Raw genomic sequence first — 16,543 nt, forward strand, 5'->3', positions numbered from 1 at the left:
CTATAAAGTTACTTTATAGTCAAGGAGATTTTTATTCATGTACAGAAAATTTTTAATTAGTGAAGTGGTAAAAAGATATAATATATCTAGACCTACCTTAATCTATTACGACAATATTGACCTGTTGAAACCATCCCATAATGAAACTAACGGATATAGATACTACACCTATGAAGATATGGATAAGCTAGAGCTTATACTAGCATTAAAGGAAACAGGATTAAGTTTAAAGTCAATTAAGTCATTTATGTCTGACCCTTCTCATGAAGGAAGTATTGATTTGTTAAGTACTCAAAAGAAAAAAATTGATAAAAAAATCAAGGAGCTACAAAAACTACAAATTGTCTTGGACAAACGCATTAACATGATTTCTCAATATCAAAATGTTAAACTTTATAAAGGTATAAAACTTGACCATTATTCTGAAATTACTATTTGCAAACAGGATTTAAACTATAACGATCTCACACCCTACGAAACAGCTTCCAGAAAATTAAAAACCGCTTTGGATCAATCACCAACAAGCTATGGTTCTATCATTAGTAAATATGGTCTCTGCCTAGGGAAAAATGAATTATTTAATCAAGAATTTGATCACTATAGATATGTTTTCAATTATTTGAGTCATCCAATTGATGATGCTGAAACAATTGAAATACCTGCTAATTATTTTGTTAGATGTCTCCATCATGGTCCCTACAATACAATATCAGAAACTTTCAAGCATTTACTAAATTATATTACTCTCAATGCTTATCAAATTATAGGTGATGCCTATATCATTCCTCTTATTGATTTATGGGCAACCAAATCTAAAAATGATTTCATAAGGGAAATATTAATTCCTGTTGAAATATAAATTTAATTTAAAGGACTAAAAAACAACAGATGGGCTGAATTTAGACCACCTGCTGGTTTCTCTTATATGTAATGCTATTCTATTTCATTTTCAAGAGATAGCATTTTCTCTTTCCTCACTTCATGTAGGGTCTTATCATTTCCTTTAACTAAAGCCCAATCATAAATTCTAATACTAGACCATCCGCAAATATTTTATCAACTAAATCATCTGTAGTTTTAATTTTTGCATAACTTGCAGCATACCTTATAGCTTGAAATTGGAATTTATTTTTTGACCCATAATAATCATTTTTTTTAACAGTTTATCTTCCTACTAGGGTTATCCCATTCTTTATATACAACAAAACTTTTTAAATTCCAACTCCCCTTTAAATGCCTTTTGCATAAGAAAATTGAATATGTCTTGTGAAATTGTTACTTCTTGTGAATTAATTACTTTACCTTCAATATAGTTACTAAGCTCTTCGTTTAATATTAGTATTTTCTAAAAACATTGGTTCTATAAACTCTAAACTATCTGTAGGAAGTTTTCCTCCACTCTTTTTCAAAAGTTCAAACGCATCATACTTTTGCAATTTATATTTTGATAGTATTTCCTTTACATCTTTTCTCCTCTTATCCGGTAATCTACTTGAAAAAGCAGGGAATATATCATAACTTTCATATATTTTATTTATATCAGGAAATGCTATAAGTGGTTCAAACCCATTTTCAATAGCCTTATTTACATCTTCACATCTATATTCAAATTGATATTTACCGTTTTTAGATAATTTTCCAATTACATATCTTTGACTAGTTTTATAGTCTTTCCAAACCAAATAAATATAATCTCTATCATTAATTATACTCATTAATCTTCCTCCTTTTCCCCATAATATATATTCATAAGTCTTTTTCTTCTTTCTATTAAAAAAGCATACAATAGTTCCTTTATACTAGGATCAATTATATTATCCTCATAACTATATATAATATCTTTTAAGCAACTTGTCCATACCAAGAAGTTTACTTGTTTAATTTTCAAATTATCGATTTGCAAATATAGCCATAATTTCTTCATCACTTTTTTCCTCTTCTAAATTCTCTGAAAAAAAGAAGCTTAAATTCATATCATCACAATAATGTTTATATAATTCTGGTCGTAATAATTGTGCCTTATTACTATTTTCAATGCTACGTTGATTTAATGAGCCATTTTTCTTTTTTCCATTACGATGTACATCATAGCAATATATCCCCTTAGAATTATTTCCCTCAGCACGACTCCCCATTAATCTTTTTTCAGTATCACTTTTATTAAGTTTTTTCTCTTTAGGAATAAAACTAGCAAAAAGTTTTGAAAAATCTTTAAATAAATCTCTATTTGTATTTCCTATTTCTACACTAAAAAAATCACAAAATTCTTTTTTACTATGAAAGTAAACTTTGTAAAAATCAATATATCCATTAATTGAATCATTTATATTGCTTCTTTTTACAAATTCCACTTTTGCCTTAGCATATTTACTTGGTTTTCTCTGATTTTCTCTATAAAGTGTTAATATCACTAAATAACCTTCTTCTTTATATCTAAATGGAAACGAATCAATAATCCATCCTTTTTGCTCCATATCATTCAAAAGAGATGGTAAATTTTTGAACAATAATTCTGCCATAGTTATCACCTCACAAGCAACTTTTTTGATTTTTCATATAATTATAGTTTATGCTGATATCCTAATGAATAATATATTAGCTAATTTTTATATAAATACAAAAATTAGTACTCATGATATGCTAAAAACTGACTACAAGTAAATTCTTTACTATTATTTTTATACATATCTCATTAATTTCTTCTTACTATGTTAACTTATCATATATCTCTAAAATTGCACACAATACAAACTGAAGTTTTTTCGTTTGTACTCTTAAATTTTTAGGGTTATCCAAATATCGCCACTGAGTAAAATCTAATTTATGTTGAAATAAAATATCTTTGATACTACCAGATATTCCATCTGACAAATTCTCGTATTTTCTTTGAATTTTTGTTTGAATATCCCGTTTACATTTGTCTTGCTTTAACTGTTCAAAGAGTTTTTCAAGGTTATGCCCATCCTGCCCTTTTTTGCTATACTTAATTTGACATTTCTTAAGTAAACTTTTTAGAGCAAGCTCAATTGCAAATGGTAAAAGAAAGTTGGATGCATATAAACATCCCATTTCTAAAGCCTCATAACTCATAGAACCCGTTACAGTTTTGGCATTGCAAAGCAATTTTTTAACTACTTTTCCATCGTTGATATTTATATCTTTTTCTGCCATTGACAATAAATACGTTGCCCATTGTAACGACATGGCTTGACCATTTAATAGTTCTTTTTCAGACATATCACACACCTCCAATTTACTTTTCATCACCTTTATCAGCAATAAATCAGACTGTTGTTTTAATTTTACTTCATTATTCCACCTGTAGTAATTTTACATACTTTTTAAGTCTTTTTTTCCTACTTGCTTTCCAACCACAAGTAAAGTTTCATCTTCAAATATACCTTCTATATTTTTTCTTAAAAACTCTTCTATATGCTCTTCTCTTAAGTTTAGTTTGTGTTTTCTATTTAAATATCTTTAATTTCTATAGAATTTTTTATTTTTTACTGGCTATACTTATTCTAGATTTTTATAGTATTTCCTTTTTAATTTTCATATGGATTAAAGCACTAGGTAAGTGCCTAATGCTTTTTGTAATGGTATAATTCCCGTGGGTTCTTGATAAACTATGATATAAGACTTTCTACTGTGATATTAGTTTCTTAAAATTATTGTATATAATATTTTTTAAATTTTTTTCTTCTAATAAATTTTCTAAATCATCATAAACTTGATGCAATTTATCATATGTGAATTTTCTTCTATTTATTCTACTAAAAGGACCATCACTTTCAATTAATAATTTATCTAATGGCATACTCTTAATACATTGTATCCTTTTTTTAGATTTTACCATATTTGCATTTATTGAAAAATAACAACCTAATTCTAAAAATTTCTCAATCCAGAACAAGTTACCACTATACCAATGAAGTATAACCTTTTTATTATTATTCCGCTTAATAATACCATATAGTTCTTGTTCTGCTTTATTACAATGCACTGTCATCAATTTATTATGCTCACTCGCTTGTTCACAAATAAAATTAAAATTCTCTATCTGAGAAGATTTCATATTTTTATATCTATTATTAAAGTCTAATCCAACTTCTCCAATATATTTAGTTTTATCCAAATTTCTCAAAAAAGATTTCTTGTTAAATACTATTCCTTTAGTAATTTTCGGATTATACCCTAACGCGAATTTAATATATTTTGTTGTTTTATAAATGTCTATACATGATTCAAATACTTCTGGTTGATTTGTCACACACAATGTATATTGCTTCAATTTATTAATCCCATTATAAACTTCTTTATGATTACGATAATAATCTAAATGAAAATGAGTATCTATTAAATTATTCACTATCTTCACTCATTCCTATATATTGTAGTAACGACTTATCATTTCTGTTTGCTTGTTTTATTATCATATTCTTTAATTCTTCCATAGATTTAATATAAATATCATTAAACATTTCTATTTCAGCGAAAGATAGCCCTCCTATTTTTATTAATTGCTTTTTATAAAAATTTGGATCATCATTTTTAACATATTTATGTAATGCTGCTAATAGTGCATTTAAATCTTTCGCTCGTCCTGTATACGGATTTCCATATTTTCTAATTAACTTTATATCTAATTTATATTCTTCATCAAAGTTATCTATATAAGTTTGTTCTTCACATCCAATTACATTTAATGACGCTCTTCTTATCATACATGGAAAACAATATCCACAATTTATTGGTGTCACTCCCACCATTCTACCTTGTGTTGGATGAGAACAAGAAATTGTTTTATCTACACACTCAATAAAAGTACTATTTTTTTTAAATTCTTTTACTATTTGGCCTTTAGTTTTATAAGCATAAAAATTAGATATTTTATATGGTATATCTATCTCCTCAAATAATTTATTCAAATTTTTTAAAAAATGAACATGAGTAGTTCTTGTACTACATGACCCCATTCGACTTGGAGTTAAAGGTATATTAAGACCTATGAAACCATTTTCCGGTATATAAATACCTTCTTCTGGATTTACTATTGATGCAACTGCCACAGCTACTGATATAAAAAGTAATGATCTACTTCTGCTTGTATCCTCTGTATATTTGCTTCTAATATTTTCATTTATATTTTTAGGTATCCTCGGTTTAGTAGAAAATATAATCAAATCTTTATTTATATTAGGATAGTCTCTGTCTATTTTTCCATAAATTTCTTTCATCCTGTTTTTCAATTGATTATATTCCATGCATCCAACAAAACAAACTTTTTTCCCTTGTTCTAATAAATGTAATGCTCCACAAAATGAATCTAATCCACCTGAAAACAGACTTACACAATCAAAATCATTATTAATGATCCCTTTTTTTATATATTTATTTTTTCTGTATTCATCATTCCTATATCTATCTGTAGTTTTTCTAAAATTTAACTTCCATAAGTCTCCACTTAAGAAATTTAAAACTTTTTCCAATTTATTCCGTACAGTTAACCATTTATCAATTTTTAATACAGGAATATTAACTTTTAATGTTCTTGTCCAATTGTCTTTCACTTCTCTATCATCATCCATATTCTGTACATTAGTTCGTGGAATTCTTCTATCAACAGCAAATATACTTGATGCAATAATTAAAAAATCTTCATATATACTATCAATACTTTTTAAAGAAAATCTCCTCCAAATCTCCTCAAAATTCGTTTTAAGATTAGATTTCGGATTATCCTTCAACATATTGAATATAACTGCATCATGATATTCTTCATTCAATTCATCAATATTTGTTTTGTTAATCCAAATTTTCATAATACACCTCACCAATTGTTTTTAAAGAATCATAACTCAATTTACATATATTATTTATATATTCTTGTCCATCGTCACTTAAGAAATCCATTTTTAAAATATCATTTATTTTCATATCAGCTAAAATTCTATCTCCTATCAAATTTTCTACATCTTCTATAATCGTATCGTACCTATCTATATTTTCTTGCTTAGAAAGAATTTTCTCTGCAAAGCATTCCTCAAAATTTTTCACTGCAAAATTTATTATAAATGTTATTAAAAAATCTTCACTTTGAATATTATTTAGGCTTTCAAAAGTATCTACTTCCAGATCTTCAAGAGTATCATATAAACTATCCCTTACTATTTGATCATCTATTGTTGATATATCTCTTGAGAAATAATCCAAAATCCCACTATATAATTCACTACCATTTTTATTCCTAATACTATCAAGCCCATACTTTTCAATAGTACTATCAAAATCATTATTTTTAATATCACTTAAGAAATTCAAGAAATTCCCAGCTACATTTGAAAAACTACTCTTCCCTAAGTGTGTTTTTGAATATGCTTCAGCATATTTCCCAATAGCTTTTCTGGCATTATCTTTACTATAATTGTTCCCTGCTGACATTCTTGTCACTGCCCCTTTAGCTTGACGCCATTCAGGGCTTTTAGGTGGTATATATCCTTTTGATGTTCCCATAACTATAATTCTCCCTTATTATATTCTACCAGATCTATTTACATTACTATCTTCTTTTGTAATAACCGATAATTGTTGATCTGAAACATTATTTGCTTTTAACTGGTTTATTACTTCTGCAAAAGATTCTTTATCTTCTCTATACATGTTATTTAAAACACCACAAACTGGAGCAGTTGCATTTACTTTAGTAATTTTTTTCAACACATCTCTTATGTCACTCCTATATTCCTCATATTCTAAATAAATAGCTTGGCATTTATCAATCAACTTTATATTTTCTTTAAAACTATCAATAATTGCAAGTATAATTTTAGAACTTTTTACTTTATTATTTCCTTTCAACTCCTTTATTTTTTTTGTATATGCTACTTTCCTATTAATTCTCATTATTTCATTATATATTTTTCGTTCTTCAATAGTTAAGTTATCAAGTATACTATAATTAATATTTAATGATTCTCTTGATAAATAAAAATATTGAAGCAAATTCTTGTTATATAATTCTTTTGGGTCAGATTTCAACCATTTTAAAATCCTAATATCATTCCATTTTTTAAATTCATCAGGAATTTCTTTATTTTCATTTACTATATCAGTTATTGTTCTTAGCTCTGTAATCTCATCACTGTTTTTATTTTTTATACTCCACCTATAAAGCTCTCTAAATAAATCTTTATCTATATATTCTAAGGCAACCAATTTTGCTAATATTGAATAATCAATATTATTTTCTTTGCACTTATAATAAATATCACCTAATTTTTTTCTAATTAAAAAAGTGTTTAAAAATCTTTTAGCTTGACGTGGATTTCCCTTCAACATACAAGAAACTACATCACTTGTTTTTGAAACAATTGTAAATATTTTTTCAAAGTCATCATAGCTATCTTGAATTAAATATTTATTATTACTCAAATCATCTATATATTCATTAATAGTATTAATGCTTATTTTTTCACCTTCTAAAAACAAATTATTATCCATCAATTTTCCCATTAACTTTTTAACTGTATCTTTTGTAAAATATAATTCAAAAATTAACAATAATAAATAATTTGTAATATCTGATTGTGAAAGTTCAGGTATATATATAGGTAATTGAATTATTTTCTCTATATAGTTTTCTGATATTCCAAAATCTTCTTCATCTATCTTGGGATATTTTCTTTTAACAGAATATTTTACTACTGCATCATCAATAGCAATTATAAACGTTGTCTTAGGCACAGATAAAAAAAGTTTTATAGCCTCTAATGTTTCAATAATTCGATCTGGATTGCATCTATCAAGATCATCTATCATTACAACCAAATTTTCAATATTAGCTTCATCAAGTAATTTCTTAAATTCTTCTCTAAATGATCTTATATTATTAATCATACTTTCTTCATCTTCAGTACTATCTTCTTTAACTACTTTTTTAACATCTTCTTTAATAGTATCTTTATTACTTATTAGATATGCCATTACACCTAAAGGATTTGCCGTACCTGTAGCTAACGGTATTCCATGTTTAACTGCCATAGCCCCTAATCTAAAAAAATTAACTTTTTTAATTAATTTTTCAATACTATCTTTAAATTTTGAAAATACAGATTCTTCTTTTTTTAAGGTACATAATAAACTTTCCATCAAAGCACTCTTGGCATCATCATACCCTTCAAAAATCCACGCATTCAATGGCACACAAATAATCTTATCTTTCTTACTGTCATTTTTTTTAATTTTATCTTCTATTAATTTCAATAATGTAGATTTACCAACACCCCAACTACCAAATAGTCCTATTGTAAGAGGATTCATTTTTTCATCTAACAATATATCATTTACAAGTTCTGCAAATGGTTCATATGCTAATAAATCTATTTCTGACTCTCTATCAATCCACATAAATCCAGCTCCCATTTTACTCTTTTTATGACAAAAACATATACTTTTCACTTATATTTTACTCTTTATTGACACGAATTTCCAGTCATTCAAATAAATCTCTCAATACCTTTTAAAATATTAAGCACTACTATTTACCATCATCTGGTCATTTTATTAACATTTTAAGCTATTTTATTATTTATATTAAACATACAATTCACACATCTTCTATGAACTCTATTAAAAGACATCCTATCAATAATCCTTATTGGTTTATCTCATATCTATCTATATAAATCCTTTATAATTAGCATTTATTATTATTTTAGATTTATTTTTAAATTTAGTAATGCAAGTGATATTTTGAATATATCACAACTATAAAATTTCCAACTATCTACAACTCAAATAACATAATATTGATTTAAAATAGAAAAACCAACGACTACAATTCTTCTAACTCCTCTCCATCCATAACACTACAACTTAAAACCCAACTCTAATCCTCCTTTAAATTTTCCACATACAAAAACCCTCAAGTGCATCTTCTACACTCAAGGGCCCAAAACTATCAATATTATGTTTTTAAAATAGCTCTTAAATATCTAAAGCAAAATCAACTGCAGAAACAGCATGTATTGTTGTTGTATCAAAAACTTCTATGTTAGCATCCTCTTGTTTTATTAATAAAGGTATTTCTGTACAACCTAGTATTACTCCTTTTGCGCCTTTCTTGGCTAGATTGTCTATTACTTTTTTATATTTTTCTTTTGAGGATTCTTTTATTTCACCTTTACATAGTTCCTTATAGATAATATCATGCACTATTTCTCTTTCATTTTCATCTGGTATAACTACATCAATATCAAATTTATCCTTTAAAACCTTTTTATAAAAATCCCCTTCCATAGTAAACTTAGTTCCTAAAAGGCCTACCTTTTTTATTCCTTTTTCCACTACTTTTTTACCGGTTGCTTCTGCTATATGTAAAACTTTAATACCTACATTTTTTTCAATATCCTCAGCCATTTTATGCATGGTATTAGTACAAATCATAATAAATTCCGCTCCACCTCTTTTTAACCTTTTTGCAGCATCTATCATTTTATTAGTAAGTTCTTCCCATCTATCTTCATGTTGTAGCATTTCTATTTCTTCAAAATCAACAGAATATATTAAACATTTTGCAGAGTGAAGTCCTCCTAATTTTAGTTTAACAGTTTGATTTAAAATTTTATAATACTCTAATGTTGACTCCCAACTCATTCCGCCTATTAATCCAATTGTTTTCAATTAAAACATCTCCCTTCAAGTCTCAATCATTTCATCTAAGCTCTTTCTTAATCTATTTATGCCTATAATTATTTCTTCTTTTTTAGGATAAGTAAAATTCAACCTAATAAATCTAGTTTCTTCTTTATCTTTAACAGTAAAAAAATTTCCTGAAACAAAATTCACTCCATTTGTTATAGATTTCTTTAATAATACTTTTATATCAATTTTCTTTTCAAATCTGCACCATAGATAAAATCCACCTTGTGGCTTATAAATCTCTATCTCTTTAAAACTTTTCTCTAATTCTTTTATCATTAAGTCTCTTTTTAAAGCATACTCTATTCTTATCTTTTTAATATATTTTTCATAATAACCTTCTCTTAAAAATTCACATATCATATTTTGACTTAGGGTATTTACATGTAAATCTGTTAATTGCTTAAACATGCTTAATTTATTTATCACTCTTTCTGGTGCAACTATCCATCCTACTCTTAATCCTAAGGAAATAACCTTTGAAAAGCTACTTAAATAAAGTACATAATTAAACCTATCTAATGCTTTTAATGGTGGTAATGCATCACCTTCATATAAAAGTTCTCCATAAGGATCATCTTCAATTATTGGAATACCATACTTTCCAGAAATTTTTATAATTTCATATCTTCTTTCTAAACTCATTGTAATTCCTGTAGGATTATGAAAATTAGGAATAACATAAATAAACTTAGGCTTATGTTTTTTTATTAAATACTCTAATATATCAATTCTAATTCCACATTTGTCCATTGGAACACCTATAACTTTTGCTCCTAGAGACTTAAACAATTCAATAGCTCCAAAGAATGTAGGTTCTTCAACTAAAATAATGTCATTAGGATTTACAAAAGTTCTTACAATTACATCTAACCCTTGCTGAGAACCGGATGTAACCATTATTTCTTTTATTGATGCTCTAACTTCTCTACCTAACATTAATTTCTTGATTTCTTTTTTTAAGCCTTTGTGACCTGTTACTGGACTATGTGAAAATATTTCTTCTACTTTACTTTTTAATAAATTTTTCTGAATCTTATTAAATTCTTCTTTTGGAAATAAATCTGGTGATGGAATCCCTCCTGCAAATGAAATAGTTTTACCATTATCATGTATATTCATTATTTCATTAATAACAGTGTTATAATTATTTTTTGAACTCTCACTATATATTTCATCCCAAAATAAAGATTTAGGAAATTCATTTGATTTAACATTAGATATATCTTCATCGGAATAGATAACATAAGTTCCCTTTCCTACTTGTGAACTAATTAGTCCTTCTTCTTTTAGCTTTTCATAAGACTTAACAACGGTACTTCTATTAACATCTAAACTCTTTCCAAGTTCTCTTTCTGATGGCAATACATAATCCTTTGGAATTATTTTAGAATAAATCATATCTCTTATTTGGTTTTTTATTTGAACATATAAGGGAACTTTACTATCCCTTTCAATATTAATTTTCATCTTCTAATCACTCGCTTAGCTAAGTTTGTTTATACTCTATTATACATATATAATTCTTATTTTAAACTACCAATTTCAACTTTTGTAATACCATCCATTGTTAGTAGATATACTTTTCTATTATTACACCAAACTTTTTTTAATTTCTAATAAGTAGTTTCTTCTTACAATAAAAAAATAAGTTACTTGTGCAATTAGCATTACCCCTAATATCACTCATAAAAAAAACCGCTACCTAGAACTTTCTTCTAAGTAACGGCTTTTTATCACTATTCAAATATATCTTTTAAATTTATCTTTAAATCAGGGAATACTGTACTTACGTATTCATCATCATTTTTAAATGCATTTGTTATTCTATATTGCCCATCTTCTAACGAATATTGAACGATTTTTCCATCCTGTTCAACTATGTTATATTCTTCAACTTGATATTTTTGATATACCGCAAGTTTAGTTATATAATCATGAGATGCAGTACTCTTAGATATTATCTCAAAGATTATCTTAGGCACATAAGTAAAACTTTCACCTTCTGTTGTTGCATTATCACACATAACAAACACATCTGGTTTATATTTTCTTGTATCATTTTCACTTTTAAATATAACTTCTATTTGTTCTGTATATGATTTACATTTACCACCTTTTAAATATAATGTAAGGTAAGTATTAATATTGTTTATAATAGCATTATGTAATCTAGAATTATTTAAACTTAGAAATATATCTCCATTGTCATATTCTGCTTTTCCATTATAATTAGCCTGGATTTCTTCAAAATCTTTTTCCCTGTAAAAATGTCCATAATCTATGTTCATTAACCCAACCTCCTTATTTAAAAAGTTTAAGTCTGCCATTTAATTCTCCTTTTATTATAACAAAAATAATCCAATCTCTTAAGTAAATCCTATCTATTATTCTGAAAAATATATATTTTATATATTCATTTCATCTCATATAATAATTTTCCCCATTTTAAATAGCTTATATACTTTTCCTTATTCCTATCTACTTTCCTAATTATATTATAAATTCTTCATTCTTCTAATCATCTCATCCAATGAAATACATTCTGCATATCTACCATTCCACATAAATTCATTATAGTATTTATATGTTTGTTCTCTTGGCATAAATTTATTGTCAACAGTTGTATTCCCATATTCAGGAACTATAATATTAAATCCATGTTCAAAACCACATTTTACAGTGGCATCAATGCAATAATCTGTTTGAAGTCCTACAATAACTATATCTTTTTCACCTTTATCTCTTAAATATTCTAACAAGCCTGTCTCTTTAAAGGCACTATTATAGGTCTTATCAAATATTTTCTCTTCATTAATTGGTCTAAAGTCTTCATATATTTCAAAGCCATCTGTTCCTTTTGTTAGTTCACTTCCCGCTCCATCATCGTGACGTACATATACAACTTCAATATTATTTTCTCTAGCCTTATTTATTAGCTCTTTCACATTAGATACAAAGGTCTCAAATTTATATAAATTCCTATTGGTTATTAATTTTTGTGTATCAATCACTAGTAAAACCATTCTAATCTCCCTTTCAATTAACTTTTTAAATCTTTATTTAAGTTATCACCACAAACCTCTTCATCTTCCTTTATATTATTTAAAAACATATGATTAATCTTATTACGAAATATTATTAATTAAGCTTCCTCAAAGGATGGGTTCAATAGATGGTCAGGAAATACTTCTTCACAAACAAATTCAGTTGTTGGTGTATTATGGTCTACTTCCTGAAAATCAGCATTATCAAACCAAATCTTGCCTTTACCAATTAGCAATGCACCAATATTTATAATAGCTCCCTTCTCTGGAATATCCAGTACACAAGAATAGTAATTCCACTCAGTTGTTCCAGTAATTGGTCTACTTTGCATATTATCAAGTTTTAATGTAACACCAGAAGCGTCGTCTATTCTCATCCATAATCCGCTCCAGCCTTCTACTTCTTCGGTTTTTATAAAGCCTGAAAAACGCATTCTCTTTCCAACAAAAGTTTTACCACTAATTTGCTGCATTATAGTTCCATATTCTTCAGCTGAAAATTCCTCTCCAACAGAGCGCATTGTAGCTGCCTTTGAACCCATGTGATATATTTTATTGTCAATACTGCCTTCATATTTTTCAGGAGCTGTTCCTGTTACAATCCAACCTTTTATTTTATTTTGCTCATTCATACTTATTCCTCCTATAATCAAACCTTTAAGGGCTGTTCTGTATCTTCCCGGTGGTAATTGATATACACTTTTAAAAGCTCTCGTAAATGATTCTTGAGATTCAAAACGGTAAGTTAATGCAATATCCAGTATAGATGCCTTTGTGTTTAAAAGAATTGATGCCGCCGTAGTAAGTCTTCGCTTTCTTATATAATCATATAAGGAAATTCCTACTTCTTTTTTAAAAATCCTATGAAAATAGAACTTTGAAAATCCAACAACTTTAGCAATTCCATCTAAAGTCAATTCTTCATGTAAATTCATTTCAATATAATCTAATGCTGCCTGAATTTCTTGAATATGCGTCACCAATATCACCACCTTGCAATTATTATAGCATTTGTCTAGATTTAATTTTTGATAATTCTTGCCCTTTTCTAAGTCCATCAAATTTAGAAGTAACAAATATATGTTTTTAACCTTATTCTAAATATCTTTTATTCTATTTCTAATACTTCATTATATAAGGATATAATTTGTGCAAGAACTTCTTGCAATATCTATGAACTCCTATATTCTAATTTAAGTCTCTATATTTTAAATTCCTAGAAGAAAATATATTTCATCTAGGAATTTATGTTTTATTTTTAGATTGGTTTATTTCCACCATTATTCCATAGCCCTTTCAACTTCATCCTTATACAATTGAATAAACCTATCCATAATTGTATTGTTTTTAAATCTCCAAATTTAATATTATTTTCAATAATGATATCATTTATAAACAACTTTCTGGAACTGGTTCGCACTCATTTATTTGAGTATGGTTTAACTCACTGTCTTCTTCCTTAAGAGTTTCAAGTATCCTGTTTTTTGCTTTACTATACTTTTTTACTCTTTCCAAATCATTTTTGTTAGGTTTTTTTATTCTTGATAAATCCATATTATCACATAAGTCAGCTAATTTTACATGCGAAGCTATTTTATTACTAATAACTCTATCTATAAACTCATCATAATTTTCATTATTACGTCTTGTTAAGGCATCTAAAGCACATATCACCTTTTCTGAAAAGCCCTCATTTCTTAAATAATCCAATGTAATTTCTGTATCTTCTACTACATCATGAAGGACTGCACATATTCTTTCTGTTTCATTTTTTCTTGAAAGCATTACTCTTAGAGGATGTAATATATATGCTTCCCCAGCTTTATCAATCTGCCCACTATGGGCTCTTGTTGCTATAAGTATTGCTTTTTCAAGCATATTAATCCCTCCAACTATATAATTAAATTGCATCACCATTAAAGCAAATTATAACATTATTCTAGTATTATTTAAAATAATATCCTACTTTCCTAATTGTATTATCATATATTAAGATTAAAATATTGATCTTCCTGATTTCAATATCACACATGAAAAAAGCCGCTACCTAGAACTTTTCTTCTAAATAACGACTTTATTTATTAGTATTTAAATATATCCAATTTTTATTTTCTTAGATTATTTCTTAATATAACTTCTGTTTGTTCTATATATAATTCACATCTACTAGCTTTTAAATATAATATGCTTGTTAAGATTGTTTAATTTATTATGTCATTAACTTTATAAAATAGTATAACTTTTCATTAGTATAAAATTTAGTATAAAATCCATCATCTTTATTTATATTATATACTTAGCTACCTATTTATACAGCTTTCCTTTATTCATACAATTTCAATTATTATTTCAGTTTAGATTTAAATATATCAACGATAGTCTTTTCAGTACCAACCATGCCAGGAGATGCTATAAGTCCCATCTGCTTCATAGTAAGTTCAGGAGTTTTGCCGTTTATACCGTGAATATCAAAAATATAAGCATCATTCATTGCAAATTCAACAGACTTAAATGCTGCATCAACTGCTACAATACCTTTCATGGTACAGCCTTGGTTTCCACCGTCACAGATCATACCAGTAATACTAGATGCCATGTTATTAATAGTGTGTCCCATTTGCTCAAGTGTACCATCTTTCATATAAATAAGTGCACAAGCCATTCCAGTTCCTGCAGCAATTGCACATCCACAAAATGCAGAAAGACGACCAGAGTATTCCTTTATATACATTGTAATAAGATAGCTTAACGCCGTTGCTCTAAGTAATTTTTCTTCGGACATATTGTTAACTTTATAAACTGCATACAAAGGCATAGTTGCGATGATTCCGTGTGCACCTGAACCTGTGATACTCATTGCAGCTTTATCAAGACCTATAACACGGGCTTCAATTGCTGCGTTACATAGAAGCTGTGCAGTCTTAAGTTCATCCTTAGAAAAAATTTCTCCATTATTCATTTTCATCAAGTATGGTGCAAAAGTTGTTCTTTCGCTAGATAGACCTTCATCAAATAGTTTCATATTCACAGAGTAAGCTTCACGAATAAATTCTAGTTCAGAAATATCTACAGTCCTAATATAATCATACAAATCACTCAATGTATACTTATGAATCTCATGCTCCTTAGTATCTTCTCCTTTAGCACTATCTTTTTTCTTGCATTCCTTTTTCTTATATTCCTTTTCAAATTCAGCCTTGTCGTTTAAAAGGATCTTTGTAATATTTGTATGAGAGTCACAAATGGTAACAACACAAGTATCAATAGCAGTCTTAACAGTTGCTTCAATAAAAATATCGGAAGTTATACCGCTAAGTTCTATGGTTACTTTTCCTTCATCAATAATCTTGCGAGCTTTTATATTATCTTCTGAAGTGACCTCTCCAAGAGCTTCAAGTCCCTTATCACTATTACCTGCAACAACGCCTAATGCAGCTGCAAACACATTTCCCACTTCATTGGAATTTGGTATTCCACAGGTAAATGCGTTTTTATACATACCAGAATTCATGGATACATTGACACTTTCAATACCACCTTTAGTATAAGTACGGGCCTTGGCTACTGCAAAAGCAATGGCCCCAGGCTCAGTAACCCCTAATGCAGGCTTCATATCATCTTTAATAAGTTGCGTTAATGTTTTCATTGTTGCTTCCCTCCCTGTAAGATAAATATAGGGCTCGTGTGGTGAAAAAAACACACCTCCACCCCCTATATTCTTATATAATCTAATGTTAATTACTTTTTCATATATATTTGCTTTATTTTTTTATAATATATCACGGAGTTTGTAGAAC

At 27.6% G+C, this 16,543-nt stretch carries 16 protein-coding genes; 1 reads left to right on the top strand and 15 read right to left on the bottom strand.

From position 1 onward, the window contains the following. Positions 1-37: 37 nt before the first annotated feature. On the top strand, positions 38-859 hold the full coding sequence (locus ABDZ71_RS12050) for a MerR family transcriptional regulator (RefSeq protein WP_343761896.1): 822 nt from the start codon (positions 38-40) through the stop codon (positions 857-859). Positions 860-1,316: 457 nt separating this feature from the next. Here ABDZ71_RS12050 and ABDZ71_RS12055 read toward each other — a convergent pair whose 3' ends face one another. From ABDZ71_RS12055 to ABDZ71_RS12125, 15 genes are all read right to left on the bottom strand, one after another. Next, positions 1,317-1,715 (bottom strand): HipA N-terminal domain-containing protein, encoded by a 399-nt coding sequence (locus ABDZ71_RS12055; protein WP_343761897.1) that lies wholly within the window; start codon positions 1,713-1,715, stop codon positions 1,317-1,319. Then, positions 1,715-1,924 carry a hypothetical protein gene (locus ABDZ71_RS12060; protein WP_343761898.1) on the bottom strand — a complete coding sequence of 70 codons (210 nt, stop codon included), beginning with the start codon at positions 1,922-1,924 and terminating at the stop codon, positions 1,715-1,717. The genes ABDZ71_RS12055 and ABDZ71_RS12060 overlap by 1 nt, the downstream gene beginning before the upstream one ends. Beyond that, the gene (locus tag ABDZ71_RS12065) at positions 1,890-2,519 is read right to left on the bottom strand and encodes a DUF6037 family protein (RefSeq protein WP_343761899.1); all 630 of its coding nucleotides are present in this window, start codon (positions 2,517-2,519) and stop codon (positions 1,890-1,892) included. The genes ABDZ71_RS12060 and ABDZ71_RS12065 overlap by 35 nt, the downstream gene beginning before the upstream one ends. Positions 2,520-2,706: 187 nt before the next feature. Further along, positions 2,707-3,237 (bottom strand): hypothetical protein, encoded by a 531-nt coding sequence (locus ABDZ71_RS12070; protein ID WP_343761900.1) that lies wholly within the window; start codon positions 3,235-3,237, stop codon positions 2,707-2,709. A gap of 406 nt (positions 3,238-3,643) precedes the next feature. After that, the gene (locus ABDZ71_RS12075) at positions 3,644-4,369 is read right to left on the bottom strand and encodes a TatD family hydrolase (RefSeq protein ID WP_343761901.1); all 726 of its coding nucleotides are present in this window, start codon (positions 4,367-4,369) and stop codon (positions 3,644-3,646) included. Then, positions 4,362-5,822, bottom strand: coding sequence for a Qat anti-phage system QueC-like protein QatC (qatC, locus tag ABDZ71_RS12080; RefSeq protein WP_343761902.1), 1,461 nt, complete (start codon positions 5,820-5,822; stop codon positions 4,362-4,364). The genes ABDZ71_RS12075 and qatC overlap by 8 nt, the downstream gene beginning before the upstream one ends. Then, positions 5,806-6,513, bottom strand: coding sequence for a hypothetical protein (locus tag ABDZ71_RS12085; RefSeq protein ID WP_343761903.1), 708 nt, complete (start codon positions 6,511-6,513; stop codon positions 5,806-5,808). Before ABDZ71_RS12085 ends, qatC begins: the two co-directional genes overlap by 17 nt. Positions 6,514-6,531: 18 nt before the next feature. After that, positions 6,532-8,457, bottom strand: a complete 1,926-nt coding sequence (locus ABDZ71_RS12090; RefSeq protein WP_343761904.1) for a KAP family P-loop NTPase fold protein — start codon at positions 8,455-8,457, stop codon at positions 6,532-6,534. Between the two features lie 528 nt (positions 8,458-8,985). Next, positions 8,986-9,681, bottom strand: coding sequence for an aspartate/glutamate racemase family protein (locus ABDZ71_RS12095; RefSeq protein WP_343761905.1), 696 nt, complete (start codon positions 9,679-9,681; stop codon positions 8,986-8,988). A 15-nt stretch (positions 9,682-9,696) separates the two neighbouring features. Then, entirely contained in the window at positions 9,697-11,169 is a 1,473-nt protein-coding gene (pdxR, locus tag ABDZ71_RS12100; protein ID WP_343761906.1) for a MocR-like pyridoxine biosynthesis transcription factor PdxR, read from the bottom strand. Between the two features lie 269 nt (positions 11,170-11,438). Further along, positions 11,439-11,990 carry a Uma2 family endonuclease gene (locus ABDZ71_RS12105; RefSeq protein WP_343761907.1) on the bottom strand — a complete coding sequence of 184 codons (552 nt, stop codon included), beginning with the start codon at positions 11,988-11,990 and terminating at the stop codon, positions 11,439-11,441. A gap of 207 nt (positions 11,991-12,197) precedes the next feature. Next, the gene (locus ABDZ71_RS12110; protein WP_343761908.1) at positions 12,198-12,725 is read right to left on the bottom strand and encodes a cysteine hydrolase family protein; all 528 of its coding nucleotides are present in this window, start codon (positions 12,723-12,725) and stop codon (positions 12,198-12,200) included. A 119-nt stretch (positions 12,726-12,844) separates the two neighbouring features. Next, on the bottom strand, positions 12,845-13,726 hold the full coding sequence (locus ABDZ71_RS12115) for a helix-turn-helix transcriptional regulator (RefSeq protein WP_343761909.1): 882 nt from the start codon (positions 13,724-13,726) through the stop codon (positions 12,845-12,847). Positions 13,727-14,135: 409 nt separating this feature from the next. Further along, positions 14,136-14,624, bottom strand: a complete 489-nt coding sequence (locus tag ABDZ71_RS12120; protein WP_343761911.1) for a GTP pyrophosphokinase — start codon at positions 14,622-14,624, stop codon at positions 14,136-14,138. Positions 14,625-15,090: 466 nt separating this feature from the next. Continuing rightward, positions 15,091-16,392 (bottom strand): L-cysteine desulfidase family protein, encoded by a 1,302-nt coding sequence (locus ABDZ71_RS12125; protein WP_343761912.1) that lies wholly within the window; start codon positions 16,390-16,392, stop codon positions 15,091-15,093. Positions 16,393-16,543 lie beyond the last annotated feature (151 nt).

Source organism: Clostridium oceanicum (assembly GCF_039521385.1).
Lineage (GTDB): Bacteria > Bacillota > Clostridia > Clostridiales > Clostridiaceae > Clostridium_F > Clostridium_F oceanicum.

Excerpts from the sequence above, each read along its gene's own strand:
- ABDZ71_RS12050 (WP_343761896.1), top strand. The coding sequence starts at position 38 with ATGTACAGAAAATTTTTAATTAGTGAAGTGGTAAAAAGATATAATATA.
- ABDZ71_RS12055 (WP_343761897.1), bottom strand. The coding sequence starts at position 1,715 with ATGAGTATAATTAATGATAGAGATTATATTTATTTGGTTTGGAAAGAC.
- ABDZ71_RS12060 (WP_343761898.1), bottom strand. The coding sequence starts at position 1,924 with ATGAAGAAATTATGGCTATATTTGCAAATCGATAATTTGAAAATTAAA.
- ABDZ71_RS12065 (WP_343761899.1), bottom strand. The coding sequence starts at position 2,519 with ATGGCAGAATTATTGTTCAAAAATTTACCATCTCTTTTGAATGATATG.
- ABDZ71_RS12070 (WP_343761900.1), bottom strand. The coding sequence starts at position 3,237 with ATGTCTGAAAAAGAACTATTAAATGGTCAAGCCATGTCGTTACAATGG.
- qatC (WP_343761902.1), bottom strand. The coding sequence starts at position 5,822 with ATGAAAATTTGGATTAACAAAACAAATATTGATGAATTGAATGAAGAA.
- ABDZ71_RS12085 (WP_343761903.1), bottom strand. The coding sequence starts at position 6,513 with ATGGGAACATCAAAAGGATATATACCACCTAAAAGCCCTGAATGGCGT.
- pdxR (WP_343761906.1), bottom strand. The coding sequence starts at position 11,169 with ATGAAAATTAATATTGAAAGGGATAGTAAAGTTCCCTTATATGTTCAA.
- ABDZ71_RS12105 (WP_343761907.1), bottom strand. The coding sequence starts at position 11,990 with ATGAACATAGATTATGGACATTTTTACAGGGAAAAAGATTTTGAAGAA.
- ABDZ71_RS12110 (WP_343761908.1), bottom strand. The coding sequence starts at position 12,725 with ATGGTTTTACTAGTGATTGATACACAAAAATTAATAACCAATAGGAAT.
- ABDZ71_RS12120 (WP_343761911.1), bottom strand. The coding sequence starts at position 14,624 with ATGCTTGAAAAAGCAATACTTATAGCAACAAGAGCCCATAGTGGGCAG.
- ABDZ71_RS12125 (WP_343761912.1), bottom strand. The coding sequence starts at position 16,392 with ATGAAAACATTAACGCAACTTATTAAAGATGATATGAAGCCTGCATTA.